Source organism: Nostoc sp. ChiSLP03a, assembly GCF_034531215.2.
Taxonomy (GTDB): Bacteria; Cyanobacteriota; Cyanobacteriia; order Cyanobacteriales; family Nostocaceae; genus Nostoc.
Genome location: NZ_JAVRBQ020000009.1, coordinates 1 through 26,817, shown reverse-complemented (window position 1 = coordinate 26,817; position 26,817 = coordinate 1). Strand labels below are relative to the sequence as shown.

The 26,817-nt window shown below is 38.2% G+C and carries 22 protein-coding genes and 1 pseudogene; 17 read left to right on the top strand and 6 right to left on the bottom strand.

All coding sequences use genetic code 11. The annotated features are described in order from the left end of the window. Positions 1-325 precede the first annotated feature (325 nt). The 10 genes and pseudogenes from RMY32_RS01085 (at position 326) to RMY32_RS01040 (ending at position 11,779) form a co-directional block, all read left to right on the top strand. A complete protein-coding gene (locus tag RMY32_RS01085; RefSeq protein ID WP_322713918.1) occupies positions 326-715 on the top strand; it encodes a tetratricopeptide repeat protein in 390 nt (129 codons plus the stop codon). A gap of 136 nt (positions 716-851) precedes the next feature. Next, positions 852-1,829, top strand: a complete 978-nt coding sequence (locus RMY32_RS01080) for a hypothetical protein (protein WP_322713917.1) — start codon at positions 852-854, stop codon at positions 1,827-1,829. 16 nt (positions 1,830-1,845) lie between these two features. Further along, positions 1,846-2,589, top strand: a complete 744-nt coding sequence (locus tag RMY32_RS01075; RefSeq protein ID WP_322713916.1) for a methyltransferase domain-containing protein — start codon at positions 1,846-1,848, stop codon at positions 2,587-2,589. Continuing rightward, entirely contained in the window at positions 2,586-4,004 is a 1,419-nt protein-coding gene (locus tag RMY32_RS01070; RefSeq protein WP_322713915.1) for a hypothetical protein, read from the top strand. The genes RMY32_RS01075 and RMY32_RS01070 overlap by 4 nt, the downstream gene beginning before the upstream one ends. A gap of 3 nt (positions 4,005-4,007) precedes the next feature. Continuing rightward, entirely contained in the window at positions 4,008-4,745 is a 738-nt protein-coding gene (locus RMY32_RS01065) for a class I SAM-dependent methyltransferase (RefSeq protein WP_322713914.1), read from the top strand. A gap of 11 nt (positions 4,746-4,756) precedes the next feature. Next, positions 4,757-5,188 (top strand): FdtA/QdtA family cupin domain-containing protein, encoded by a 432-nt coding sequence (locus RMY32_RS01060; protein ID WP_322713912.1) that lies wholly within the window; start codon positions 4,757-4,759, stop codon positions 5,186-5,188. Beyond that, entirely contained in the window at positions 5,169-6,272 is a 1,104-nt protein-coding gene (locus RMY32_RS01055) for a DegT/DnrJ/EryC1/StrS family aminotransferase (RefSeq protein ID WP_322713911.1), read from the top strand. The genes RMY32_RS01060 and RMY32_RS01055 overlap by 20 nt, the downstream gene beginning before the upstream one ends. A 178-nt stretch (positions 6,273-6,450) precedes the next feature. Continuing rightward, positions 6,451-10,956: a glycosyltransferase gene (locus RMY32_RS01050; protein ID WP_322713910.1), complete on the top strand. Its 4,506-nt coding sequence runs from the start codon at positions 6,451-6,453 to the stop codon at positions 10,954-10,956. Positions 10,957-11,079: 123 nt separating this feature from the next. Continuing rightward, a pseudogene (locus RMY32_RS01045) lies at positions 11,080-11,453 on the top strand (type II toxin-antitoxin system RelE/ParE family toxin). Next, the gene (locus RMY32_RS01040) at positions 11,453-11,779 is read left to right on the top strand and encodes a helix-turn-helix domain-containing protein (protein ID WP_322713909.1); all 327 of its coding nucleotides are present in this window, start codon (positions 11,453-11,455) and stop codon (positions 11,777-11,779) included. Before RMY32_RS01045 ends, RMY32_RS01040 begins: the two are co-directional and overlap by 1 nt. A gap of 186 nt (positions 11,780-11,965) precedes the next feature. Here the strand turns inward: RMY32_RS01040 and RMY32_RS01035 are convergent, their stop codons facing one another. The 3 genes from RMY32_RS01035 to RMY32_RS01025 all read right to left on the bottom strand — a co-directional run bounded on the left by RMY32_RS01035 (position 11,966) and on the right by RMY32_RS01025 (position 15,723). Continuing rightward, the gene (locus RMY32_RS01035; protein WP_322713908.1) at positions 11,966-14,203 is read right to left on the bottom strand and encodes an O-linked N-acetylglucosamine transferase, SPINDLY family protein; all 2,238 of its coding nucleotides are present in this window, start codon (positions 14,201-14,203) and stop codon (positions 11,966-11,968) included. A gap of 191 nt (positions 14,204-14,394) precedes the next feature. Then, positions 14,395-14,952: a type IV pilin-like G/H family protein gene (locus RMY32_RS01030; protein WP_322713907.1), complete on the bottom strand. Its 558-nt coding sequence runs from the start codon at positions 14,950-14,952 to the stop codon at positions 14,395-14,397. A gap of 204 nt (positions 14,953-15,156) precedes the next feature. Next, positions 15,157-15,723, bottom strand: a complete 567-nt coding sequence (locus RMY32_RS01025) for a Uma2 family endonuclease (RefSeq protein ID WP_322713906.1) — start codon at positions 15,721-15,723, stop codon at positions 15,157-15,159. Between the two features lie 180 nt (positions 15,724-15,903). Between RMY32_RS01025 and trxB the strand changes: the two genes are divergently transcribed. Next, entirely contained in the window at positions 15,904-17,274 is a 1,371-nt protein-coding gene (gene trxB, locus RMY32_RS01020) for a thioredoxin-disulfide reductase (protein ID WP_322713905.1), read from the top strand. A 325-nt stretch (positions 17,275-17,599) separates the two neighbouring features. Here trxB and RMY32_RS01015 read toward each other — a convergent pair whose 3' ends face one another. Continuing rightward, a complete protein-coding gene (locus tag RMY32_RS01015) occupies positions 17,600-17,893 on the bottom strand; it encodes a hypothetical protein (protein WP_322713904.1) in 294 nt (97 codons plus the stop codon). A 330-nt stretch (positions 17,894-18,223) separates the two neighbouring features. On the opposite strand from RMY32_RS01015, the gene RMY32_RS01010 reads away from it, so the two are divergent. The 4 genes from RMY32_RS01010 (at position 18,224) to RMY32_RS00995 (ending at position 22,075) form a co-directional block, all read left to right on the top strand. Continuing rightward, positions 18,224-19,120, top strand: a complete 897-nt coding sequence (locus tag RMY32_RS01010) for an ABC transporter permease (protein ID WP_322713952.1) — start codon at positions 18,224-18,226, stop codon at positions 19,118-19,120. A 101-nt stretch (positions 19,121-19,221) separates the two neighbouring features. Next, a complete protein-coding gene (locus RMY32_RS01005; RefSeq protein WP_322713903.1) occupies positions 19,222-19,416 on the top strand; it encodes a hypothetical protein in 195 nt (64 codons plus the stop codon). Between the two features lie 110 nt (positions 19,417-19,526). Next, positions 19,527-20,429: an ROK family protein gene (locus tag RMY32_RS01000; protein ID WP_322713902.1), complete on the top strand. Its 903-nt coding sequence runs from the start codon at positions 19,527-19,529 to the stop codon at positions 20,427-20,429. 176 nt (positions 20,430-20,605) lie between these two features. Beyond that, positions 20,606-22,075, top strand: a complete 1,470-nt coding sequence (locus RMY32_RS00995) for an ABC transporter substrate-binding protein (protein WP_322713901.1) — start codon at positions 20,606-20,608, stop codon at positions 22,073-22,075. Between the two features lie 120 nt (positions 22,076-22,195). Here RMY32_RS00995 and RMY32_RS00990 read toward each other — a convergent pair whose 3' ends face one another. Both RMY32_RS00990 and RMY32_RS00985 read right to left on the bottom strand, forming a co-directional pair. After that, the gene (locus RMY32_RS00990; RefSeq protein ID WP_322670423.1) at positions 22,196-22,618 is read right to left on the bottom strand and encodes a hypothetical protein; all 423 of its coding nucleotides are present in this window, start codon (positions 22,616-22,618) and stop codon (positions 22,196-22,198) included. Positions 22,619-22,733: 115 nt separating this feature from the next. Beyond that, entirely contained in the window at positions 22,734-24,371 is a 1,638-nt protein-coding gene (locus tag RMY32_RS00985; RefSeq protein WP_322713900.1) for a CTP synthase, read from the bottom strand. 84 nt (positions 24,372-24,455) lie between these two features. Between RMY32_RS00985 and RMY32_RS00980 the strand changes: the two genes are divergently transcribed. Both RMY32_RS00980 and RMY32_RS00975 read left to right on the top strand, forming a co-directional pair. Then, entirely contained in the window at positions 24,456-26,210 is a 1,755-nt protein-coding gene (locus tag RMY32_RS00980) for an N-acetylmuramoyl-L-alanine amidase (RefSeq protein WP_322713899.1), read from the top strand. 161 nt (positions 26,211-26,371) lie between these two features. After that, on the top strand, positions 26,372-26,740 hold the full coding sequence (locus tag RMY32_RS00975) for a type II toxin-antitoxin system RelE/ParE family toxin (protein WP_322713898.1): 369 nt from the start codon (positions 26,372-26,374) through the stop codon (positions 26,738-26,740). Positions 26,741-26,817 lie beyond the last annotated feature (77 nt).

Sequence of the window (26,817 nt, the reverse complement as noted above, 5' to 3'; positions counted from 1 at the left end):
ATTATCGCAAACATCTGGTTTTAGGCAAAATAATTGCAAATCTTTATATAATTTTAATCTTTTGCTCAGAGAATAAGACTTGTTAGGGCACAGGGTAGGGTTTTGCTTTGAGATATCGGAGCGATGCCTACGGCGGTAAACTACGCATGGCAAAATTGTTGTTACAACATAGGCTTACCATAAGGTTCTCTCGTCTTCTGAGTCAGCATTTGAAGTTTGTGTAAAAAATTTTTAGCGCGGATGTTAGTTTCTCTTGAGCAGATGGGTATCCTCAGAACGGAGGCTTGCTGATACTTAAGTGTTTACCGCAGCAAGTATGTGAGACATGGCTGGTTCAGACGAAGAATACCTAATTACCCGCAAAAAGCAGATTCAGCGGCGACAAAAGATTCTCACGATAGTGTCGATGTTCTCGTTTTTTGGTTCTACGTTATTTGCAGTCGTTCCAGCAATCCAACAGGCTACCCAACCTAAGCCAGCAACTGCGTCTGCTTCTCCTGAGTCAGGATTACAGCAACAGGCGCGGGGCTACGAGTTGGTTTTACAACGGGAACCAGAAAACCAACTTGCTTTAGAGAAACTGTCTTTGCTGCGGTTGCAATTGAAAGATTATAAGGGTGCGATGGAACCTTTGGAGAAGCTGGTGAAGTTACATCCTGAGCGGCAAGATTATAAGACTGTTCTAGCGGATGTGAAAAAGAAAATGGGCGAGTAAAAGCTTTCCTTGTTATCAAGCATTTATCGCCGCGAAAGGCTAGTAACTAAGAAGATAGGTTAATACAGCCTTAGAGTGTTAAGTATGCGCTAAAAACGGTTACAGCAAGTTATTCATATTTTAATCATAAAAAATAATGAACAGACACTTTATTTTATCTATTGATGATAAATATGAAGTTAAGGTAAATTACTTTATCGATAGCGAAATAAATCATCTTTTCAATACTTGTGATTTTTTTAAGATTCATCAAACTGAGCGAGCTTTCTATTTTCAATTATGTAAAAAAAATTCTGAGATAGTATTAGGTACAATACATTTTACAGAAATTGCGTCTGATGTATTCAAAAGTCCAGCAAAAGGAACATTTGGAGGATTTGTAATTCAAGAAAATATCGAGTTCAATATTTATGAGCAGTTTATTATAACTGTTGATGATTATTTATGGCGTATAGGTGCTAATAGAATAGAAGTTATAATGCAACCTATGTGTCATAATCCATCTTTATTTTCTCTCACCTATAATATTATGATCAGGCTGGGTTATGTAGTCAAAAATCATGAGCTTAATTATAATTTAGCTGTGGATGATATATGCTTTTCGGCAAAAATTAATCATGGCAATAGAAAAAGGTTGAATAAATGTTTAAGAGAAGGTTTTACAGGACAAGAACTTGATTATTCAATTTATGAACAAGCTTATTCTGTTATTTTAGAAAATAGGACAAGGCGAGGATTCATGTTTTCAATGAACTATGAACAAATTTTGCAAATGGTTAATATGTTCCCCGGAAAAATAAAATTATTTGGTGTATTTAATAAAAATACAATTGTATGTAGCAGCATATGTGTGGTAATTAATCCTTTAATACTTTATGTTTATGCTTGGGGTGATATAGATAATATGCAAAATTATAGCCCAATAACACTTCTAGCTAATTATATATATGAATACGCTCAGAAAAAAGCTTTTAAACTCCTTGATCTTGGTACATCAACAATTTTAGGAGAACCCAATATTGGATTGATGCAATTCAAAAAAAATTTAGGATGCCAAGAATCTCTTAAATTATTTTTTTCAAAGGATTCTAAAAGAATGATTTCGACAAATTAATAAAATTATAAAAAGTATGGAAACACGAAATTTAAAAAAATACTACGAAGATTATCTTAGTCTTCCTTTTGAAGAGATCCAAATTTCTTATAGAAGAAAGAAAATACTGGAATATTTAGTGACATATAAAGCTCAAAAAGTATGTGAAATTGGTTGCGGTTTAGATCCTTTATTTAACTACATAAGTAGCTTTGAAAGTATACACATTGTTGAACCAATATTGGAATTTTATGACAATGCTTGTGTGATGGCTAAAAGTAGAAGTAATGTCACAGTACATTTAGGTAAATTAGAAGATAACATTGCTTCTCTTTCCAAAGAGAAATTTGATTATATTGTCATGAGTAGTCTTTTACATGAAGTTGAAAATCCAGAAGAGTTATTAAGGTCTATTAATAAAATAAGTTCTGCTAATACTGTAATCCATGTTAATGTTCCAAATGCAAAATCATTTCACCGCATATTAGCTTACGAAATGGGTTTAATAAGTAATATTTTTGAAAAATCTGCTACCCAAAATAAAATGCAGCAATTTAAAACTTTTGATTTGGACAACTTAAAATCTTTCGTAATTAGTCATGGCTTCTCTATAATTGAATCTGGATCTTACTTTATTAAGCCTTTTACTCATGAGCAAATGCAAAAAATGTATACTCAAAATATTCTTACAAAAGAAATTTTAAATGGATTGTATCTGATGGTTAAATATATGCCGGAAATGGGTTCTGAAATTTTTGTTAATATCAAAGCAAATAAATGATGGAAAGACAAGCTACAATTATAGGAAATAATGTTTCTAGTCTAGTAGCTGCAATTGCCTTAGCAGATCAAGATTGGAAAGTAAAAATAATAAATCCATTATCTAGTTGGGGCGGGCATTTTGGTGGTTTAACGTTTCACAACGATCATTTTGATTGTGGGATGACCTTTTTTGAGTTCGATTCGTTTCATCAGTATCAATCTGATGAGGTTTTGAATTATAATCCCAATTTACGAAATGATTCTGGAAGATTTACTTCTTTAATAAAAAGTTATGTAAGTGATTTAATAATAACAAAAGTAGTTCCTCAACCTAAAATGTTTTTTAATGGGGAAATATTTGGTGATTTAATGATTTCTAATAACCTAAGTGTTTTTCAAAAACTTAGTGTTGGAATTAAAGAAGCTATTCAAAAAGAGCTGTTAGAAATAACAATCAATTCTAACACTTCACTTCATGCTAAGAATAAACTTAAAAATAATTTATTTTTTACTAATAATTTTAACGCAATATCGCTGGCAAATCAGGGTACAACTTTTCACAATCTTTTTATTGAATCTTTTTGTAAAAAAGTCATATATAAAAATACTGCGGATTTTTTAGGAATTTACCATAGAGGTGTATGGCTACCACTTTACTATCCTGAGACTATCTTATCTCAGTTTGAAATAGCACCACAAATTTTAAAATATACAGAATTTTATTATCCATATCAGGGATATGCAGGTACTTTTGTTAATGCTTTGTTAATGAAAGCTCAGGATAATAGTAGAATTAATATCGAAAATGCAACTATAAAATCTCTCATTTTTAATGATTGTTATCAATTACAGTTAGCTAACGATCATTTTGTTGAGACTAATAATCTTGTGTGGGGCTTAGACCTATTTCCACTTATCAAACTTATTCAAGAAAATCAGCAGCCATTAAGTTATGACAAAGCATCTATAAGCATTTGTTTTATAGGAATTTTAAGTAATACGATAAATAGGGAATTTAGCACCTTATTTATTTTGGATAAAGAATTTATTTCCTATAGAGTAACTAATCAAAATATATGTTCCAGAAGCAGTTCGTATCTCACTAAAATAGTAGTAGAATTTAATACTGATTTCGCAACATCAATAGGAGTTATAGATGAAGCACAAATCAAAACTAGAATAGAATCTGAATTAATTAAATTACATATTATAGAATCCAATACTGATATTCAGTATTTTTATTGTAAGCACTGGAAACATTCATTAATGGTTCCTAGCCAAAATAGTTATGAGTGCTTTAATACCGAGAAATCTATGGTATTAAGAAAATTTCCAGAGATTAAACTTATCGGTAATAGCTCTAGTTTTATGTCGTCATCTTTAAATGATCAAATAATCCAGGGCTTACAGGTTGCTAAACAAATGGAGATTTAAAAAATGGGAATATCAAAAGAAGAACTAAATAAAATTGCCTTAAATTATCACACAAATGAAAATATTTCAGACAAACACATAGAAGATTTGGGTCAGATATATACTATTGAATGGGTTAAAAAGCACCTTCAAGGAAAAACACAAGTTCTCGAATTAGGGTATGGTGAAGGTATTTTTACGAATGCTTTAGTACATGATAATTATAACGTCACTTTAGTTGAAGGCTCTTCTGTTCTAATAGATAAAGCAAAAGAAGAATTTGGTCAAAAAATTGATTATGTTCATTGCTTATTTGAAGACTACGAGCCAGTTAAAAAATTCGACGCAATTTTAGCACTGCACGTTTTAGAACATATTGAGCAACCTAGAGTTTTATTAAAGCAAATGAAACAATGGCTCAAAGATGATGGTGTAATCATAGCTATTGTACCCAATAAAAACTCTATTCATAGGAAATTAGCTGTAATCATGGGTTTACAACCCGCATTAGATACTTTAAGTCAAAGAGACTTATTGGTAGGACATCAGAGAGTATATTCTCTGGAAACGCTTGAAGCAGATATAAAAGCTATCGATTATCATCTGGTAGATTCAACAGGTTTTTTTCTGAAAGTTCTACCAAATTCTATGATGCTTGAATATTCTCAAGATTTATTGAGGGCATTAAATGAAGTATCCACTAGTATTCCCAAAGATTTATTAGCCAATATCGGCGTAGTAGCACAAATTCAAAATAAATAATTAGCAACATCATGAATGTATCCAGATGTAAGCTTATTGAGCTTCCCAAAATTCAAGACTCTCGCGGAAACTTAACTTTTGTTGAAAGTGATAAACATATCCCATTTGACATCAAACGAGTTTTCTATTTATATGATGTGCCAGGTGGTTCAAATCGTGCTGGTCATGCGCTGAATAAATGTCATCAGTTTTTGATAGCAATGTCTGGTAGTTTTGATGTTACTATTTATGACGGATTTCAAAAAAATAACTATCATTTGAATCGCTCTTATTATGGACTTTATATATCTCCTCTAACTTGGAGAGAAATTGATAATTTTTCTTCTGGAGCGGTATGTATGGCTTTAGCTTCAGAACTTTATGACGAGTCTGATTACTACCGTCATTATGAAGAATTCATCAAAGCAGTGAGAAACAAAGATAATGAAGGTTCCCTTTCTTGATTTAAAAGCTCCTTATCTGGAACTAAAAGAAGAACTTGATGCAGCTTATCAGCGCGTCATGGAGTCTGGCTGGTATATTCTTGGTCAGGAAGTAGAAGCTTTTGAAGAAGAGTTTGCTGTTTACTGTGAAACTAAGTATTGCGTTGGGGTAGGTAATGGATTAGAAAGCTTGCATTTAATTTTACGAGCTTTGGAAATAGGTGCAGGTGATGAGGTAATTGTTCCAGCTAATACTTATATTGCCACTTGGCTAGCAGTTTCTTATGCAGGAGCAACACCAATAGCAGTTGAACCAGATATCAATACTTATAATATTGACCATAAGAAAATAGAAGCAGCTATTACTTCCAAAACAAAGGCAATCATAGCAGTTCATCTCTATGGTCAGCCAGCAGATATGGATTGCATCAATGAAATTGCTAATAGACATAATCTTAAGGTTATTGAAGATGCGGCTCAAGCACATGGCGCACGTTATAAAAATCGTCGAGTTGGTAGTTTAGGAGATGCAGCAGGGTTTAGTTTTTATCCTGGTAAAAATTTAGGGGCTTTTGGTGATGGGGGAGCAATTACAACCAACGATGCTAAATTAGCTGATAAAATTCGTCTGCTCCGTAACTATGGCTCTCGCGTTAAGTATGAGAATGAAGTCAAAGGATTTAATTCACGATTGGATGAATTACAGGCTGCTTTCTTGAGAGTGAAGCTTACGAAATTAGATGAATGGAATGAACGACGCAAACAAATAGCCATATACTATCTAAAATCATTGCAAGAAGTTGTAGATTTAAAATTACCCTACGTATCAGAATGGGCTGAACCAGTATGGCATTTATTTGTCATCACTCATCCTCAAAGAGACAATCTAAAAAATCATTTAGATACTTCTGGCATTGGTAGTTTAATTCATTATCCTATTCCTCCTCACTTGTCTAAAGCTTACATTGACAATGAATGGACTAAAGAAGTACTAGCAATTACAGAAAATCTATCAACAAGAGTCCTTAGTTTACCTATGGGATCTCATCTTTCTAATAAACTCTTAGACAGAGTAATAGAAGTATTACAAAAATGGGGTTCATAAAGTAAATCATAAATCAGGTATCACTCAATTTTGGAAGAAATATAATTATTTGGTGTCAAAAAGTCTACTATCTAGTTGATCTAAAAAAACGAGCTACAAAAAGGGATGCTCCCGGAAATCAATGCATTGATCCTGAGTTGATTTATTAATTGTTTGGGTATACCAAGGAAACAATACTATGTCATTAGCAGAGTTTGAATCAGAAATATTAAAAACCATAGATGCAGGTGATTTAAATTTGGCTCTAAATATAATTATTCACTTTGCTCATAAAATAGCCTATGGTAAAGCAAGTGTAATTACGATAACTAATGTATTTGGCTCAGTTATTTTAGATCAATTATGTCAACGCATTGGTAGCGAACTTCTGAAAATTCAAAAACCTTTTTTAGAAAATCAATATAACCCAGATGATGAACTTATTATATATATAGCTACTCAACTATATAAAACTGGAGGACACACTGCTGTTATTGAGGATTTGATAAAAGCTCGACCAGAGAAGAAACATTTAATTCTGATTACTGATACCTTTAATTCAACTGATCGTCCAGCAGTTGAAGAGAGATTTAGACCTTTGAACGTGCAGATACTTTGGTCAACAAAAGGCACATCAATAGACAAGTTGAGGTGGCTTCAGGAAGCTTTGATAGCCAATCCTGCAAATCAAGTATTTCTATTTAATCATCCACAGGATGCTGTAGCAGTAGCGGCAGTACAGCCAAATTTAACACCAAACTTAATTTTTTATCATCATGCTGGTCATCTTCTTTGTCTTGGCGTATATCTTTCCTATGCACAACATATAGATAGTGACCCTGGTTCTTTCTATAACTGTCGTAATAATTTAGGAATTTCCAACAATATTTATCTTCCCTTAGTGGTTGATAACGTTTCTGATAGGTGTTCCTCTTCTTTTGTTTCAGACGGCCAATTAAGAACTTGTTCTTCTGGCAGTGAAAATAAGTTTAAAGAAATTCCTTATTTATATTCTTATATTCATGAAGTGCCTAAAATAATTGCCTCTACTGGTGGATTTCATATACATATTGGAGATTTATCACAGCATACACTTAGTGTTATAGAAAGAGAGCTAGGGCAATTTAGAATTAGTTTAGAACGATTTATTCACATTCCCTGGGTTAAAAGCTTAGGGAAAGCAATGTCCGAACATAAAGTTGATATATATTTAGAGTCATTTCCTTTAGGCGGTGGTCGTGCAGGTATTGAGGTTATGGCATCTGGTACACCAATTATAGTTCATAATAATTATCGTTCTCGTCAACTTTGTAGTACAGATATTGCTTATCCAGAAGCTTTTCGCTGGCAAACACCCGACGAACTTTATAGATACTTAAGAAACACTACTTCTGAAGCGTTAAAGACAGAATCTGTTTATTCTAGAAGACATTATCAAAAAAATCATATACCCAAAATATTACCAGACTTACTAAAAAAAATTGAATTAAGACAAACAACGCCTATCCCTGATGAGCTTCAACCATACTATAAAAATGATTTGCAATCATTTTTTGATAAGTTTTTTGCTATTACAGATACTTATGTAATTGAAGATATTTTATCTTTAGGAATACAAAATAATCAATCTGCACAAACCAACTATTACGATAAACAACAGCATCTAAGTGAAAGAAATATTCTAACTAAAGTAGAACGAGGAATAAGAAAGGAATCACCTATTGTTAGTATTTGTATCCCTACTTATAATGGTGCAAATTTTATTGCAGAAGCTATCAATAGTGTTTTCAAACAAACTTATCCAAATATGGAAATTATTATATCTGATGATAATTCTAGTGACAATACTGTTAATATCGCTAACTCATTCAAGCAAGAATCACTTTTTGAATTTTCAATTTTTCGACATAATCAGTATGGACTAGCTCAAAACTGGAACTATTGTATTTCTCAAGCTCAAGGAAAATATATAAAGTTTTTATTTCAAGATGATTTATTAGAGCCAACTGCTATTGAAGAAATGGTGAATTTGGCTGAACAAGATGAAGAGATAGGTTTAGTTTTTTCGCCGCGAACACTCTTCACTAATATTGGTCATACCGTTTACGATTCAAACTTTTTAATGCATCATGAAGCTAAAGATGTACACAAAGCTTGGTCAACATTAAAGACAATTCAATCAGGACAGCAACTTTTGCTAGATCCAAATATACTTGACAATCCAATTAATAAAATTGGAGAGCCAAGCACAGTACTAATTAGAAAAGATGTTTTTGATAAAGTAGGATTATTTAACTCTGAGTTTTGTCAACTTGTAGATTTGGAAATGTGGCTCAGAATTATGAGCCAATACAAAGTTGGTTTTGTCGATCAAGTTTTATCTCACTTTAGGATACACCCACAACAACAAACTCGTCGGAATACGGCTTTAAAGGATGCTATTTTATTAGATTATCAAAAATTGTTTCAGACGATTTACAGCGATCAACGATATCCTCAAGCAACGAGACAACAAGCCCTTTATAGATACGCAGCTTTGAGCGAAAAAAATGCAGAATTGCAGAAGTTGCGAAAACAAATAGCAGAAGAATGTCTAAATGCTTCAGACGCTCAGATAACAGATATGTATGTAGGTCTGCTAGGTAAGACACATAATATGTTAGTAAATAGTAGCATCAAACATGAAAGCTTGACTAATGATGAACAGATTTTTATTAATAATATCGTTACAAGTATATCTCAAGGTTTTGATCGGCCAAAAGCAATTCAGAGTTTACTAGCAGCTATGCTGTATTGTCGTGCTGATCAGCTACCATTACAGTATGACCTCTCTCACATACCCCATTGGTTAGTTCAGGACTATTTACAATTCCTATTTTCTTCCCCAGTTCACTTTCAAAAGCCGGGTGAAGCAGATAATTACTATTGCTTTATGCAAAGATGGATTAATTATTTACACACATCGATATTACAAAATTCGAATTCTCAATCGTGGGATAAAATAGTTAGTAATTTTGTGTCCATTTCTAATTTTATTCCACTATATTTTAATGAGCATAATCTTAAAGATATCTATGTTAAACGTGCAGAAATTATAGAATTTTTACTCAAGATAAATGGTTATAAGGTAGATTACGATTTTGCTGATAGACCTATAACCAGAAAAAAAATTCGTTTGGGTGTCCTGGCTGCACATTTTCTACCTGGTTCTGAAACATTTGCTTACCTACCTGTTTATGAGCATATCAGTAGAGATTTTGAAGTAATTTTGTACTCTCTTAATCAAACTGGTCATCAACTAGAGCAATATTGCCAAAGCTGTGCCAACTACTTTAAACTACTACCACAAAATTTAGAAGAACAGGTAAATATTATTCGTGCTGATGATCTTGATATATTGTTTATTGCTACCAATGTGACGGCAGTAACTAATCAAATCTGCTTCTTATCAATGCATCGGTTAGCCAGAATACAAATCACAAGTGGCGGATCTGTAGTAACAACAGGAATGCGGCATATAGATTATTACATTTCTGGTACGCTAACCGATCCATCACCAACGGCAGAACAGCAATATCAAGAAAAGTTGGTGAAACTTGAAGGGTCTGTTCATTGCTTTAGTTATGGTAATGAAGAAGAAAATATAACTGTCAAAGTCGATCGAAAAAGTTTGGGTATATCCGAAGAAACAGTTATTTTTATCTCTGGTGCTAACTTCTTTAAAATCATCCCCGAACTAATTGATACTTGGGCAAAAATAATTTCTGGAGTTTCTAACTCTGTTTTAGTGCTTCTGCCATTTGGCCCGAATTGGTCAAACAATTATCCTAAAAAAGCCTTTATAAATCAGTTAATTAAAGTATTTTCAAAGCATGGAATACCAGCAGAACAATTAATAGTTTTAGATCCTCAGCCAGTGCCAAATCGACAAGAAGTTAAAGAATACTTTAAAATTGCGGATATTTATCTAGATTCTTTTCCATTTGCTGGAACAACTTCTTTGATAGAACCACTACAGGTTAATTTACCAATAATTGCTAGACGGGGAACTAGCTTTCGCTCTGCAATGGGGGCTGCAATGGTGCAAGCATTAAATATACCTAATTTAGTCGCAGATAGTGAAGAGTCTTATATACAGTTAGCAGTTGCACTTGGAACCGATCCTGAATTACGTCAACAAAAGAGCGCCGAAATCAAGGAAAAAATGCAAGTTAATCCTAGTTTTCTAGATAGCCGCGCTTACTCAGCTAAAATAGGCAGCCTCTTCCAAGAACTATTTAGTAAATATCTTGCAGATACTCTGAGTCAAAATTTCCGCTTAGGAGATATTAATCTAATTATTTTCCCAGACTGGTTACAGCCAGAAGATTTACTATATCAAGATTTAGCGAGTGTTATTTCTACTCTCACCACTCACCCAGATAAAAGCCACATAACTCTCCTGATAAATACTCAAAATATTTCTGAAGAAGAAGCCGATATGCTTTTATCGTCTTTGACCATGAATTTGCTCATGGAAGATGATGTAGATATAACTGAAGGGCCAGAAATTTCTCTGCTTAGTAAGATAAGTGATACACAATGGAAAACTCTTTTGCCTAGAATTCATACTCGAATTACTTTAGCAACAGATAATCAACAGGCGATCGCACAAGCGAAAGCAGAAACTCTTCCATCCTGCGATGTAGATAGCTTAAGTTTGTAGCAAGCACTTTAGCGCTTAAATTTCTAATTTACCCAATCTTGCCCCTCCCAACTTACCTCGGAAGTGGCGCGGGGGACATTTCATGCTATTGTCTGACTTGTTTTATAGTAAATTTCATATAAAATGGACGATGACGAGGATATTATATGAAATTCCTTTACGACCTCTGGTTTGGATGGGAGACTCTCTCAAAAATATCCGTTCATTTCCTGAAGAAGTGCGTGCATCAGTAGGCTATGCGCTGCAATTGGTGCAAGCAGGAGAAACACCAATGGATGCCAAGCCTTTTAAAGGGGTTGGAAGTGGCGTGTATGAAAGTCAAACGCTACGATACTGATACTTACAGGGCAGTCTATGCAGTAAAGATTGGAGAGAAAATCTATGTCCTGCACGCTTTTCAAATGAAGAAATCAAAGCAGGGTATTAAAACCCCACAGGCTGATGTTGACCTGATTAAACAACGTTATAAGGATGCAGTGGCAAGGGAAAAACAATAATGACACAGGAACCCGTTTTTGAAGAAAGCAGTGGCAACGTATTTGCTGACCTCGGTTTGTCGAATGCTTCAGAACTTTTTACGCGGGGCAAGATAGGGATTGAAGTACTCCGCCTCCTCTCTCAACGCAATTTGAAACACCGCGAAATTAGCGAACTTCTTGGCATTCCCCAACCAGAAGTATCTCATTTGATGAAAGGAGAGTTTCAACGGTTCAGCGAAGGCAAACTCCTCATTTTCCTCAAGCGACTCGATACGGAAATCACCTTGCATCTTCGCCCTCGTCATGCGTCGGGCCAATCTGCTGAAACAGTGATCTCGCTATAGGGCAAAATTCGCCTACGCGGGTTAAAAACCTTACTTTTTCCTTAGTCCACGGAGGTGGACTTTGCTTGTGTAGTGGTAAATCATATATCGCTTTTCATTTGGATGCAATACACTCTAACCTCTCTTTTAAAAGGAGAGAGGCATTTGAATTTTACTCCCCTTCCCTACAAGGGAAGGGGCTGGGGGTTAGGTCTGTATTCCGTGCGATTGAGAACCGCTATAGTTCTGCCACATCTGCTCGTAAGCCTTCTCCATTTCACGGGTAAACTGTTTGCCATTCCACAGGGGTGCTGTTTGTCGAGATGCTTTCAATTTTAAAGCGACTTGCTGACGTAAAGCCTCATCCTTTCCTAAGCGCACACCCCATTCTATATACTCTTCATCAGTCCAAGCGATGCCTTCTGTAATCCCTGCATTCATCATCATGGTGTAGCTGTTACGCGCTGCAAATTGTTCGCCGACTCGCGTCACTAACGGGATACCCATCCACAATATTTCTAAAGTTGTTGTCGCTCCGTTGTAGGGAAATGTATCTAATACAATATCAGCAATGCCTAAATTAGCACGATGAACTGACTCTAAATAAACTTGTGGTAAAAATCGTAACCGAGAACAATCTACACCTTCTTCTTCAGCAATTTGGTAAAAGAAGCGTTTAATTGTTTCCTGTTCAGCAAGTCCCTTAATCAAAAAGTAGCTATTAGGTACTTGTTTAATAATTTGCATTTGCCACTTTGTCGTTTCTGGATGGCGTTTATATCCTCTTTGGGCGCTGAGATAGACAATGGCATCCATAGGAATATCCAAGTCATCGCGGCGGAGAGTTGGTACACCAACTTCAAAACCATCTACTGCGATGTAAGTTTGGGGTAATCGCCAGATTTTTTCTGTATAGTAATCTTGTGCATCATCTGGCAGTACATAAGGATCTGCAATAAAGTAATCAATTGCAGGTATACCTGATGCATCCCACCCCAGCCAAGTAACTTGAATGGGGGCTGGCTTGAGTGCCATCACTTCACTAGTAACATCTAGAGTGATGCTATCAAGGTCAATTAAAATATCAATTTCATCTTGATATATCTGGTCAGCAATTTCTAGACCATTCATACCTAATTGACGAGCTTTTCCTGCCTGACTTAGATACCACTCTTGGAGATAGTCGTTTACTAATTTGTAGTTAACAAAATAAGTATGAATGTCAAATTTATCTCGATTATGATGCTGAAATAACCAGCGAGCTAGCCAACCAACAGAATGATTCCTTAAAGCGTAAGATATATAACCAATTTTTAATTTTTTTGAATTAATAGTTAAAGAGGAATAATTAATAATTTGGCGATTGTAGTTTTTTCCTTCTGATTTGGCAAGAGATTGAAGATCGTGATTAAAAATTTCAGCTACTTTATTATGAATAGCTCGGAATTCAGCAGGAGTATCTTTAATGTGAGGTATCGCAAAAGATGGTGTTAGCAACCGTAATATTCTTGCTTCTTCTAAAGCAATTGGTTTAGCTTGGATAAACTTTTGATATACAGTTTCTAACTCTTGGCAAGTTGTGCATATCTCTTGCCAATATCCCCCTGCTGACATTAGACCTCTTAACAGCAAATGGAGTGCAAAAATTTTATCAGCCAAGCCTTCTGATAAGGAATAACACAACTTAGCTGTCTCTATACCCTGGGAATAATTACGAGCATCTTGATAAAAAGTCGCTAAATGCCGCAAAATTTCTACATTTTCTGGCTCCAATCGTAAATGTAATTCCAGAAGAGATGATGCTAGTACAGGCTGTAGTAAAGTATGACCAATTTGCAGAGCAGCTGTAAGCAGTATATCGAAGCATTGATAAATATCAGAAAAGTAAGGTAAACAAGCTTCTGCTAAATCTAAATTTATTGGATGTAAAGGAATAGTACTTAAAACTTCTTGTAAAACTTGTGTTAATAGTTCGGTATTGACATTTGTACTTTGCTTTTCATTTAAAAGTTTAATTAATCCCCAGTCACGCAAATCATCAATTTCTTCAAATTTTTCGAGTTTGATAGAAAGTAATAAAATCTGGAGTAAATTATTGATATCACTAGGATTAATTTCCCGCATATGTTGACGAATTAACCAGGCTATGGAGTATTGCCTCAGATTTTCGCGCCTTTCTGCTTCTATTTGCAAAAATTCAAACAGTTCAATCGTCCAAATTTCTAAACGCTTTTCGTCTGCCTCTGTCATTGGCAGCATCCAAGTCATTTGAGCTTCTGTTTCTTGCCCTTGTAATAATAATATTAATCCTAAATACCAATAATATAAAACAGCATTTGGCTCTATGGCGATTGCTTGCTCATATAATTTTGACGATTCCAGATAGTTTTCTTGAATAAAGTATTCTTCAGCCTGATTTTGCCAATTGTATGTATTAGTAATCATTGTGATTGTTGGGGAAAAGTGTATGGGTAATATGTTGTGAATGACTCACATTATGGAAATAAAGTGGATAGAAAAATCTACCCACTTTAAAAAATACATAATTTAGTTAAATACAAACTACAGAAAGAATTAGTTTTGCGATGAAGTGGCTTAACCGAACTATATTCTCACGTAGTAAATCATGTTTCTACTTATCTCAAAGGAGTAAAGTTGGTAGGGCAACTAGGTCCGGTTGCGCCAGCGGTAGCGTCTGCTATATCTGCACCACCGTTAACTCTTGCTTTATCAGCTTCACACAAAACAGCTATAGTAGTAGCTTCACTAGTAGCAGCTTGTGTTGCTACACTCACACCACCAACATAAGTTTTGAGAGGTGCAGTACTAACGACTGTACTTGCTTGGTTGGTTACTAGGCTAGGGGTACCACTACCACCGCCAGTAATTTTGTATATGTAATTCGTGGTTTGTGTTGCCACACCAAGGCCTAATTTACCAAAGTCAGCTTGGGCTGCAAATTGGTTCTGTTCCAAGTAAAAAGCTTGCTGGGCGCGGTTCATCGAACCTGTATAAGTTTTAGCTTCTGACTGCTTGGCTTTGTTAGCTTGGTTCAAGAAAGAAGGTAGAGCGATCGCAGACAAAATACCGATGATGATAATTACTACTAGTAATTCAATAAGTGTAAAACCCTCATTTTCATTCTTTTTGTTGAGGATGTGTTGGAGAAACTTGGCTTTTAATTCGGTTTTCATAAGTGTTTTCCTAGGGTAGGAAGTGCTTGGGTGTTCTAGATGTAACTTACCCAGCTGCGATCGCTTTCCTATCATCTCTAGAAAAAAAGTTTGGGGAGATACAGTTACACAATTCAGAATCCTTGCATTCCAAATGACACACATATAACTAAGCTCCTGGTGTTTGCCAAGGGCTAGATTCTTAATTTCATTTGTGAGAGTACTTTATTCAAACTCAGGTGGCCACAGTTCTGATACCGCCAGTTCCCAACCTGGTAGCAACTCCGGTAATATAAGTGTGTCTCCATTCTCCAACACCACTGGAGTTTGGTTTAATCGGTAAATTGTTAATGTCAATTTATCAGGATCTATCAGTATGCCGACTACTGACCCAAGTTGCAAGAATAACTGAATCTTCTCTTCAAGTGGTTTGATTCTGTCGCTTTTAGATTTAATCTCAACTATCAAGTCTGGAACTAACTCTACAAAGTCGCGCTTGGTCTTTTTCAATCTGTCAGCGCGGACAAACGACACGTCAGGGGCACGTAGGTTCCTTTTTTCCGAGTCGTCCTTTTCTATTCTAGGTAATATGAAGCCTGCGCTAGAGCCAGTCACTCGCCCAAGCTTGCGCGACATTACCCAAATATTCAAGAAGGTACTCAACCGAGTACCAATTTCCTCTGACTCGTAATCTGATGGCCCCATAACTACGATTTTCCCCTCTACCAGCTCCATCTGCCATTCTGGATGCTCGGTTTGTAGCTGCTCTAAGTCTGTAATAGTAAAAGACATAACACGACAGGAAATATTCTTATAGCTATCATAAATACTCCTCACACATCAAGCGGCAACCTATGAGCGCTGTCTCTGTATTCCCGATTTTTCTAACTTGCGATCGCTTCCCATCTGGCGTAGCCAATCACAGTTTGTTATGCTATATTAAGCGTAGTCGTTATGAGTTCATATATTTTCATGAGTAACCCAACTGTAGAAAACTTGGTAATTATCGGTTCTGGTCCAGCAGGATACACAGCCGCCATCTATGCCGGACGTGCTAACTTGAAACCTGTTGTATTTGAAGGTTTCCAAGCCGGGGGATTACCTGGTGGACAACTAATGACAACAACAGAAGTTGAAAATTTTCCGGGATTTCCGAAAGGAATTACCGGGCCGGAACTGATGGATCAGATGAAGGCGCAGGCGGAGCGCTGGGGAGCTGAACTATATACTGAAGATGTTATCTCAGTTGATTTGAGTCAGCGTCCCTTTACAGTGCGATCGCAAGAAAGGGAAATTAAAACCAACAGCATCGTTATTGCTACGGGTGCAACAGCAAAGCGTTTGGGTTTACCCAACGAACACGAATTTTGGAGTCGGGGTATTTCCGCTTGTGCAATTTGCGATGGTGCAACACCAATTTTCCACGGCGCAGAATTGGCTGTGATTGGTGCTGGCGACTCGGCGGCGGAAGAGTCAATTTACCTCACCAAATATGGTTCTAAAGTGAATATGTTGGTACGCACCGATAAAATGCGGGCTTCTAAAGCTATGCAAGACCGCGTTTTGAACAACCCGAAAATCCAAGTGCATTGGAACACAGAAGCCGTGGATATCTTCGGTAACGGTCACATGGAAGGGGTGAAAGTCCGCAATACTAAAACTGGTGAAGAGAGCCAACTGCACGCTAAAGGTTTATTCTACGCCGTTGGTCACAGTCCCAACACCTCTCTATTTAAAGGACAATTAGAACTGGATGAGGTAGGTTACGTTGTCACCAAGCCTGGTTCTGTAGAAACCAGTGTAGAAGGCGTTTTTGCTGCTGGCGACGTACAAGATCATGAGTTTCGCCAAGCAATTACGGCTGCGGGTACTGGCTGTATGGCGGCGATGTTAGCAGAACGCTGGTTGTCATCCAGTGGCTTGATTCAAGAATTCCATCAACAGCCTGAAACAAAAGATAATGAATTAGAACATCAGCCAGCCAAAAAGACTGAAGCTGAGGAAGAAGCTGGATTTAATTTGGATGGGACGCGCCATGAGGGAGGTTATGCTTTACGAAAATTGTTCCATGAAAGCGATCGCTTGCTCCTGGTTAAATACGTCTCTCCTGGTTGTGGCCCTTGTCATACCCTGAAGCCAATTTTAAATAAAGTAGTGGATGAATTTGAAAGCATTATTCACTTTGTAGAAATTGACATCGACAAAGACCGAGATATTGCTGAAAATGCTGGTGTGACAGGAACGCCAACAGTTCAATTGTTCAAAAATAAGGAACTGGTGAAGGAAGTCAAAGGCGTGAAGCAAAAGAGCGAATATCGCCAGTTGATTGAAAGTAATCTTTGAGATAGTAGGTATTGGGAACTGAGGAAGACTCTACTCAATACCTGCTATGTAGGCCTGATATTTGATGTTTGAAATATACATAGGATGCGTTAGTGAAGCGTAACGCACCCTACGTATATTTAGATTTTTTCAAAAATCAAATCGGATTGCTATAGTTCGCTTAAGTGATAGCCTGAATTGCCTACTCCATACAAGAAGCCGTGTACTTGGGACATCAAGTTTTAGTGATGACAAGAAAAAATGCGAAAAGCGAACAACTTCACTGCTTATGCTTGGCATCTTGAGACAGATGTAAAGGATAAGTCTAACTGCGAAATAGAGCTAATTAATATTCATTATCTTGATGATGATCGCTTGTACTTTGATCGGTTTTTAGTAGCCGTGAAATCAGCATATCTGGTTTTCTACTAATAACAGACTTAACTTTATCAATAGCAATTACTTCACTAATTTTCACAACCATTTCCCAGAAAGTATCCTCCTCTGTATCTTTGTTGTAAGTTCTATGTTTAAACGACAATAAATCATCCCAAACTCCGATAATTGTGGCGAAATACCACTTATCTCTCACTAGTATCCAAATTTCTTGTTCTAAGTAAGTCTGTAGAAGAGGTTTCACAATGACTAAGATAATAAAAAATATTGTGCTACATATTAATTAAGTATTAACAGCCAAGACCACAGTTAAAATACTGAAAGTGTGTCAAAAAAATCAAAGGCTGCATCCTCAAGATGACTGATTCGTTGATAAAGATTATCACAAACATTGTAGTACTCTGAATCGCAGTTAAAAGCACTGGCAAAAATCAGGCATAATTTCACCTCTAACTCAGTCTATATCTGTATCCCTGTGAAGTAGTCGGACTTTTATTTAAAGATGTTTACGCAATCCCTTATCTAAATATGTAAAATGGTCAGCGTATCAAGCTTTGCTTTAGGCGATCGCTTTATGGCCATTACAAGACGGCGGCTACCAACATTTTTACAGTTTGGCAAAAGTCTTAATCTTTCGCAAAAACTCATGCTCATCGGGTTAGCCATTACCCTATTTTTCATCTTCCTGGCATTTTTCGCTCCCGTATTGCAGGCTTGGGGATGGCTGCAAAACCCCAAAGATTTTCTCTCTAATCCAATTCACGAGCCACCCTCAGCTAAACATTGGTTTGGTACTAGTCGCCTGGGTTATGATGTATTCTCTCGGACATTGTTCGGCGCTCAAGCTGCTTTGCAGGTGGTAATTTTGGCAACGGCACTGAGTATGATTATCGGTGTGCCTTTGGGGATGCTGAGTGGTTATCTCGGCGGTAAATTGGATAAAGTGCTGCTATTTATTATGGATAGCATCTACACCTTACCGGGACTGCTGCTGTCTGTGACACTGGCCTTTGTGGTGGGGCGTGGGATATTGAATGCAGCGATCGCTATTAGCATTGCCTACATCCCCCAATACTATCGCGTTGTCCGTAACCACACCGTGAGCGTGAAAACTGAAGTGTTCATCGAAGCTGCTCAAGCAATGGGCGCTTCTACTTGGGTTGTGCTTTCTCGTTATTTGTTTTTCAACGTCATTCAAAGCGTACCCGTCCTATTCACGCTCAACGCCGCTGATGCAATTTTGGTGTTGGGCGGTTTAGGCTTTTTGGGGCTAGGACTTCCCGAAGAAGTGGCAGAATGGGGACATGATTTAAAACAAGCCCTAGAAGCTCTACCTACTGGAATTTGGTGGACTACCCTTTTTCCTGGTTTGACGATGACATTCATGGTGGTAGGGTTATCACTACTTGGTGAGGGGTTAAATGAATTTGTCAATCCTCGATTACGGAGAGAAAATAGAATCCGACAATAGTCATTGGTCATTGGTCATTAGTCATTAGTCATTAGTCATTGGTCATTAATTTTAGACAAAGGACAAATGACAAATGACAAATAAACAATACAGAGATTTGTATGAGAGATAATCTAACGTTAATTGCTGCCGCTACTGGCGGATTTATCCTTTCCTTTGCTCTTGCTGGTATCTTAAGAGGTGCGCCAATTACAGCTTGGCAAGAGCAATCTAGTGTTCGTACTATGACTGTTGCTAATTTACGAGTCGCACCCAATAGGACAGAAAATTTAGAATATTTTCGTGCCAAATCCTAAAACCCTGACGAATTCTTGATTTTGAACTCGACGATCGCCAATAGGCAATGGGTGATAACTGTTCACCAATTACCAATGCCTCATACCCAATTACAAATGACAAATGACAAATGACAAATGACAAAATTCAAGTAATTGGCATTGATGTCGGGGGAACGGCAATTAAGCTGGGGCGTTTTGCAGATGATGGTACTTGTCTGCAATCTTTAACTGTGGTATCTCCTCAACCAACAACGCCGGAAGCGGTGTTGGCGGTTCTGCTAGATGCGATCGCTCAAATCGATCCAGATAATCAAGCTGTTGCGATTGGTGTTGGTACTCCTGGCCCAGCCGATGCCGCAGGACGCATTGCCAAAATCGCTATTAACTTACCTGGATGGATCGATGTGCCTTTAGCAGACTGGTTAGAAGCTAAAACTGGCAAACCAACTGCGATCGCTAATGATGCTAATTGCGCTCTTTTGGGAGAAGCTTGGCTGGGAGCCGGTCGCCACTTTCAAAATCTGATTCTGCTAACTTTAGGTACTGGGGTTGGTGGCGCAATTATCCTTGATGGCAAATTATTTATTGGACATCAAGGAGCCGCCGGGGAGTTGGGTTTAATTTCCTTAAATCCTGATGGGCCAATTTGTAATAGTGGCAATCGAGGCTCTTTGGAACAATATGCCTGTGCTACTGCCATTCGCCGCCGCACTCTCAAGGAACCCATCGAATTGGGTTTTCTTGCCCAACAAGGAGATGCCGCAGCATTGACTTTTTGGCAAGAATATGGTGTTTATTTAGGAGTTGGTTTGACGAGTTTGATTTATGTACTGACACCACAAGCGATCGTGATTGGTGGCGGTATCAGTGGTAGCTTTGAGTTTTTCTTACCAAGTGTGAAGGCAGAAATTGAGAAGCGAGTGCAGCCTTTATCACGAGCGGGTTTACAAATATTGCCAGCAAAGTTAGGCAATTTTGCAGGAATATTAGGTGCAGCAAAGTTGGCATGGCAAAACTATTCAAGATTTTAAATTATTAATTTTACTTTTTACTCAGCACGGGCTAAACCTTAACTTTCCGCTAACGTTACTCTAAGCCGAGGCACTGTTTCGGTGAGTGAAAAGCAACTATTTAAGCTTGAATAAACGCTATGTAATGTCAGAAGATGCAGTAAAGATGTTTTTCTGGCAAAAATCATAAAATGAGCATGTTATTCAGAACAAAAGCCAGTCCAATGGCTAAAGGCTTGAAGAATCAGCAAAGAGTTAGGCAAACTTTTGCCGTAATGCTAATCAGAGCTAGCCATCGCTACGTACTCGTGGCATTAATACTCAGCTTGATAATTCTTGCCTGCATTAACATCTTAAAATCTACCCAATCTTCAGTCACCGAGTCTCCTATTAACAGTAAAGTCCTGAAGATTTGGTCAGATAAAGGTTATACCTTGGAAGAGGATGAAGCGCTCCAGAAGATCGTTAATAACTGGGAAAAACAAAGCGGCAACAAAATTAAACTTACTTTCTATACTAACGATGAATTGCCACAAAAGACTCAAAGAGCACTTCAGGCAGGTAATTCACCCGATCTTGTCATCAATAGCAGTGCTGAGAGAGAGCTGTATCCACGTCTTGCCTGGGAAGGTAAATTGGCGGATGTCTCTGATGTAATTGAGCCAGTCAAAAGTATTTATTCTGAAGGTGTGTTGGAAGCAGTTCGTTTATATAACAATGTTGATAAGAAGCCGAGTTACTATGCAGTCCCAATTAATCAATTAACAATTCACATCTTCTACTGGCGAGACTTACTAGAGAAAGTAGGTCGAACTCAAAGCGATATCCCTAAAGAGTGGGATGCTTTCTGGGAGTTTTGGAAACAAGTGCAAGATGATTTGCGCGCACAGCAAAAACAGAATATTTATGGGTTAGGCTTTCCTTTTTCCACTGGTTCTACAGATACCTACTACTTATTTGAGCAGATTTTAGAGGCATACAATGTCCAAATTTTAGACTCCAAGGGTCAACTTTTGCTCAACGATCCCAAGGTGTATCAAGGTATTGTTAAAAGCTTAGAGTGGTATGCGAAATTTTTCCAGCAGGGTTACGTACCACCAGACGCAGTAAACTGGTTAAATCCAGACAATAATCGCAGCTTACTCAATCATGGCGTGGTTATGACGCCTAACAGCTCGCTTTCGATTCCTGCTGCTGTCCGCCAAGATTCTGACACCTATCGTCATAAGCTTGGTATCTTAGAATTTCCGAACAAACCTAATGGTAAACCGATGCGCTTCTTAGTCTCGATTAATGAAATAGTTTTGTTTGCCGAGTCTAAAAACCAAAAGGTAGCCAAAGATTTTCTCGCATATTTAATTAAACCTGAAATAATAGGAAACTATCTCAAAGCTACCGGAGGTCGGTATCTACCAGTAATGAAGTCTGTTTGGAAAGATCCTTTTTGGACAAATCCAGCAGATCCTCATCTTTCCACTGCAACTCAAACATTAACTAAAGATACTCGTCCATTTTATATTGTCCAAAACCCTGCTTACAGCCTAGTTTTAGAAGAGAATGTTTGGGGTAAAGCTCTCAATGGAATAGTTGTCAATAGCATATCTCCAGAAGAAGCAGCAAACACGGCAATTGAGCGGATAAAACAAATTTTTGATGAATGGCAGTAAGCGATAAGTAGAATCGCGTAAATATTTGTAGTTGGGATGAGGCAGGAGGCAGAAGTTCTAAAATGTTTGAATTTTGAATTTTGAATTTTGAATTTTACCTTGTTCTGCTATACAGGAATTTCAAGACAAAGAATATCCTGTTGCTTTTTGAACATATTTCACAACTTTTTCATAAGATTCAGGATTACTCACAGGGTTGATGATAATAGGAATAGTGCCATCTGGCAACCAAAAAGTTATCCTGCCGTTCGGTTCATGACAAAAGGAACTGATGCAGTTGAGATTAATGACATATTCATTTTTTTCGTAAATTATTTTCACCCAGTGGGCACGCTCTAATTCTAATCCTGTCACACATTCTAAATAATCGAGAATTTTTTGATAATCTTCTAGGTTATTTTGTGGGTTAATTATTATGGGAATGGCACTATCGGGTAGCCAAAAAGTAACTCTGCCATTCAGTTCATAACAAAAAGCATGGACACGTTCAAAATTTACTACATATTCTTTCCTCTCGTAAAGGATTTTCACCCAGTACGCCACAACATCTCCTCAAGTCCGAAATTTACGAATGATGCACCCTGAATATCCAAATCTACTGAAGCCTTAAGTTAATGTTGCAATTAATTTTGAATTTTGAATTTTGAATTTTGAATTGTTATGACACCTCCAATGGTGTTGGTTTGCTAGATGTTGAAAGGGAAAGAGCGATCGCTGTTTGAATGAATCCTTTAAATAAAGGATGAGGTGTACTGGGGCGTGATTGAAATTCTGGATGAAATTGGCAAGCAAGAAAGAATGGGTGCTTGGGTAATTCCACAATTTCAACTAAACGTCCATCGGGAGAAGTACCACTAATTACATAGCCAGACTTTAACAACAAATCGCGGTAAGCATTGTTGAACTCATAGCGATGTCGATGTCGTTCATAAATTACATCTTCTTGATAGAGCTTAAAAGCTAAAGTATCAGGGAGAACACGACAAGGATATAATCCTAAGCGCATTGTACCCCCTAAATCCACAACTTCCTGCTGTTCTGGCAATAAATTAATTACCGGATTAGTTGTGTAAGGGTCAAATTCAGCACTATTAGCACCTGTTAATCCCCCTACGTTTCTGGCCCACTCAATCACAGAACATTGCATTCCCAGGCATAAACCCAAGAAAGGAATTTGGCGATCGCGGGCGTATTTAATCGCGGCAATTTTGCCATCGACTCCCCGAACCCCGAAACCTCCTGGTACAACTATGCCATCAACACCTTCAAGATAATTTTCGGCTGGTTCAGTTTCCAATTCTTCTGAATTCACCCAACGCAGGCGCAGTTTGCCATAAGTGGAGATTGCAGCATGGTTGAGCGCTTCCACTACAGATAGATAAGCATCACTTAACTGTACATATTTACCAACAATGGCAATTTCTACCTCGTGCTTCGGACTATGCAAACGTTGTACCAGGGTTTGCCACTGCGTCAAATCTGGTTTACGTTGTTCCATTTGCAGCAAGTTCAGCACTTGTTCTGCCATTCCTTCCCGTTCTAGATTTAGGGGTACTTCATAGATACTTTTGGCATCTTGGGAAGTGATAACGCATTCTTCCGGCACATCGCAAAATCCCGACAATTTTTGCTTTAATCCCTTCGGTAAAGGGCGATCGCTGCGACAAACTAAAATATCTGGTTGAATGCCAATGGATCTGAGTTCTTTAACTGAATGCTGTGTCGGCTTAGTTTTCATTTCACCCGCAGAGGCAATCCACGGCACCAAAGTTACGTGCATATACAGCACATTCTGCCGCCCCACCTCTTTACGGAACTGGCGAATTGCTTCCAAAAACGGCAGCGATTCAATATCTCCCACCGTCCCACCGATTTCTGTAATTACTACAGAAGGATTTGTACTTTTAGCAACTCGCAGAATCCGGTCTTTAATTTCATTGGTAATATGAGGAATTACCTGTACAGTACCGCCATTGTAATCTCCGCGCCGTTCTTTATTAATGACTGCTTGGTAAATTGAGCCAGTAGTCACACAATTTAAGCGCGACATTGAGGTATCGGTAAAGCGTTCGTAATGCCCCAAATCTAAATCTGTCTCCGCACCATCTTGGGTAACGAATACTTCCCCATGCTGAAAGGGACTCATCGTCCCAGGATCGATATTGATATAAGGGTCGAGTTTGAGAATCGACACCGAATATTCGCGCGACTTGAGCAAACGCCCTAGACTTGCTGCTACAATGCCCTTACCAATACTGGAAACTACGCCTCCAGTAACAAAGATAAACTTAGTCATAGTAGTTTGAATTTCTAACAACTTCTAAAAATACATCCCGTCATTGTGCCACAGTTGTTGTGGTGTCATCTTCTGTGATTTGCTGTGAAAAACCTCTTAGGATTAGTAATATTAAGCTGTATTCTCACCTCCTCGGTAGCATTGGCAGAGCCATCTCTTATAGTTGTTTTTCCCCAGACAAACTACCAGACAAGTGCCCAAAAAATCTTTTTTCTGGGCACTGCACCACCAGATGGTCAGGTTTTGATCAATGGTAAGCCAATTACCCGCAGCAAAGCTGGTCATTTTTCCCCTAGTTTCCCCTTGCAGTTGGGGGAGAATCTTTTTACTGTGCGTCGCCAGAATCAAGAACTTAAGATTAAGGTGATCGGGCTTAACGCTAGTCCTGAACTACCACAGGGGGTAGCCTTTGCGAAAGATTCCCTGACTCCCGCAGTTGACATTGCCAGATTACCAGGAGAAGTAATTTGTTTTAGTGCGATCGTACCCCCTAACGCTAATGTCTCTGTAATCCTGGCTAATCAAACTATTGCCCTTTTGCCGCAACCTCAACAGGCACAACTACCAAGTAATTCGGCAGCTTTGACAGGGCGAAATCAGCCTCATGCCCAGTCTAGCGTAGGCAACTATCAAGGTTGCACCACAGTGGCAACAGCCGCCGATCTAGGAAAACCTCAATTTCAATTGACGCTTGATGGCAAGACGATAACTCAACCAGGATCTGGTAAGATTGAAATCCTCTCAAGAACACAGTTGCCAGTTTCTGAGGTTACAGTAGAATCAGGCGTTGCTCGTACTGGCCCTAGCACCGATTATTCCCGACTCACACCACTGCCCAAAGGCACACGCGCCACAGTTACAGGTAGGGAAGGTGAATGGTTGCGCCTAGATTATGGCGCTTGGATTAATAGCAAAGAAACCCGCATTTTACCTGGTGCAGTTCCGCCACAGACAATAATTCGCAGTGTCGGATACCGTCAACTCCCTAGTGCGACAGAGATAGTTTTCCCCTTGCAAGTTCCCGTACCCGTGAGCGTACAACAAAGTGAGCAAACTTTCGCTCTCACTCTCTACAATACTACTGCCCAAACGGACATCATTCGCCTGGATGATGACCCCCTAATTTATCGCCTAGACTGGCAACAGGAGGCTCCAGGACAAGTAAAATACACCTTTAACCTCAAAAAAGCTCAACAGTGGGGATACAAGCTGACATACGACGGTACAACCCTGGTTTTGGCTTTGCGTCATCCGCCTAAAATTGGGAACACAAGACGCAAGCTTTTAGCTAATTTCAAGATTGTACTAGATCCAGGGCATGGCGGTAAAGAAACTGGTGCCAGTGGGCCAACTGGATATTTAGAAAAAGATGTCAATTTGGTGGTATCCAAGTTGCTGCGCGACGAGTTGGTGAAGCGAGGGGCAACGGTGGTGATGACGCGGGAGGACGACAAGGAAGTTTCGCTCGTAGAACGTCAGGCAATTATCAGTCGAGAGGAACCATGCATCGCTATTTCCATACATCACAATTCTTTACCCGATGATGGTGATGCTGAAAAAACCAAGGGATTCGGCGCTTTTTGGTATCAACCCCAAGCACACAGTCTCGCAATGTTTTTACACAACTATGTAGTCAAAAAAATCGGTAGACCTTCTTATGGTGTGTTTTGGGATAACCTGGCGCTGACACGTCCAACTGCTGCACCATCGGTGTTACTGGAATTGGGTTTTATGAGCAATCCCGATGAATTTGAGCAGGTAGCGAACCCAGAGGAACAAAAGAAAATGGCAAAAGCGATCGCTCAAGGGATTACTGAGTGGTTTAAAAGTGTTAAATAAAATTGGAGAACTAAAGTTTTACCTTTGTATCTGGTGGAGTGCGATTAGCTAGTTTCTACTCAATGTTGCGATCGGTCTTTGTTCAAGCTTTTTGAGTTTTATAGTGTATTGCCAAGCATAGCACTTGGTGCTATATAATAAGCGAAGATAATGACCATAGCATGATAATTTACAAAACCCGATGGTTTGACCGTTGGGCACGCAAAGAGGGTTTAAACGACCTCAGCCTCTGCGCTGCTGTAAACGAAATGACGGCAGGACTTTACGAAGCCGATCTAGGAGGCGGGCTGTTCAAAAAGCGGATTGCCCACTCTGGACAAGGTAAGCGTGGTGGCTTTCATACATTCGTCGCAACCAACAAGGGAGATTGCTGGTTTTTTGTTTTCGGCTTCTCGAAAAACGAGCGCAGTAACATTAACAAAAAAGAAGAAAAAGCAATTAAAAAAGCTGGCATCAGTGCTGTTATCTTATACCAATTCTCTATGAAGATGCATAGAATAAAGCTTCATGGAACAGAGCTTCAAGGATAAAATCATAACAGGTCAAACAGGAGATTAACTCGGAAGACATTTGAGCTAACTCATGTTTAATCCGTTGGCGCAATTCC

Excerpts from the sequence above, each read along its gene's own strand:
- RMY32_RS01085 (WP_322713918.1), top strand. The coding sequence starts at position 326 with ATGGCTGGTTCAGACGAAGAATACCTAATTACCCGCAAAAAGCAGATT.
- RMY32_RS01080 (WP_322713917.1), top strand. The coding sequence starts at position 852 with ATGAACAGACACTTTATTTTATCTATTGATGATAAATATGAAGTTAAG.
- RMY32_RS01075 (WP_322713916.1), top strand. The coding sequence starts at position 1,846 with ATGGAAACACGAAATTTAAAAAAATACTACGAAGATTATCTTAGTCTT.
- RMY32_RS01070 (WP_322713915.1), top strand. The coding sequence starts at position 2,586 with ATGATGGAAAGACAAGCTACAATTATAGGAAATAATGTTTCTAGTCTA.
- RMY32_RS01065 (WP_322713914.1), top strand. The coding sequence starts at position 4,008 with ATGGGAATATCAAAAGAAGAACTAAATAAAATTGCCTTAAATTATCAC.
- RMY32_RS01060 (WP_322713912.1), top strand. The coding sequence starts at position 4,757 with ATGAATGTATCCAGATGTAAGCTTATTGAGCTTCCCAAAATTCAAGAC.
- RMY32_RS01055 (WP_322713911.1), top strand. The coding sequence starts at position 5,169 with ATGAAGGTTCCCTTTCTTGATTTAAAAGCTCCTTATCTGGAACTAAAA.
- RMY32_RS01050 (WP_322713910.1), top strand. The coding sequence starts at position 6,451 with ATGTCATTAGCAGAGTTTGAATCAGAAATATTAAAAACCATAGATGCA.
- RMY32_RS01040 (WP_322713909.1), top strand. The coding sequence starts at position 11,453 with ATGACACAGGAACCCGTTTTTGAAGAAAGCAGTGGCAACGTATTTGCT.
- RMY32_RS01035 (WP_322713908.1), bottom strand. The coding sequence starts at position 14,203 with ATGATTACTAATACATACAATTGGCAAAATCAGGCTGAAGAATACTTT.
- RMY32_RS01030 (WP_322713907.1), bottom strand. The coding sequence starts at position 14,952 with ATGAAAACCGAATTAAAAGCCAAGTTTCTCCAACACATCCTCAACAAA.
- RMY32_RS01025 (WP_322713906.1), bottom strand. The coding sequence starts at position 15,723 with ATGTCTTTTACTATTACAGACTTAGAGCAGCTACAAACCGAGCATCCA.
- trxB (WP_322713905.1), top strand. The coding sequence starts at position 15,904 with ATGAGTAACCCAACTGTAGAAAACTTGGTAATTATCGGTTCTGGTCCA.
- RMY32_RS01010 (WP_322713952.1), top strand. The coding sequence starts at position 18,224 with ATGGCCATTACAAGACGGCGGCTACCAACATTTTTACAGTTTGGCAAA.
- RMY32_RS01005 (WP_322713903.1), top strand. The coding sequence starts at position 19,222 with ATGAGAGATAATCTAACGTTAATTGCTGCCGCTACTGGCGGATTTATC.
- RMY32_RS01000 (WP_322713902.1), top strand. The coding sequence starts at position 19,527 with ATGACAAATGACAAAATTCAAGTAATTGGCATTGATGTCGGGGGAACG.
- RMY32_RS00995 (WP_322713901.1), top strand. The coding sequence starts at position 20,606 with ATGTTATTCAGAACAAAAGCCAGTCCAATGGCTAAAGGCTTGAAGAAT.
- RMY32_RS00985 (WP_322713900.1), bottom strand. The coding sequence starts at position 24,371 with ATGACTAAGTTTATCTTTGTTACTGGAGGCGTAGTTTCCAGTATTGGT.
- RMY32_RS00975 (WP_322713898.1), top strand. The coding sequence starts at position 26,372 with ATGATAATTTACAAAACCCGATGGTTTGACCGTTGGGCACGCAAAGAG.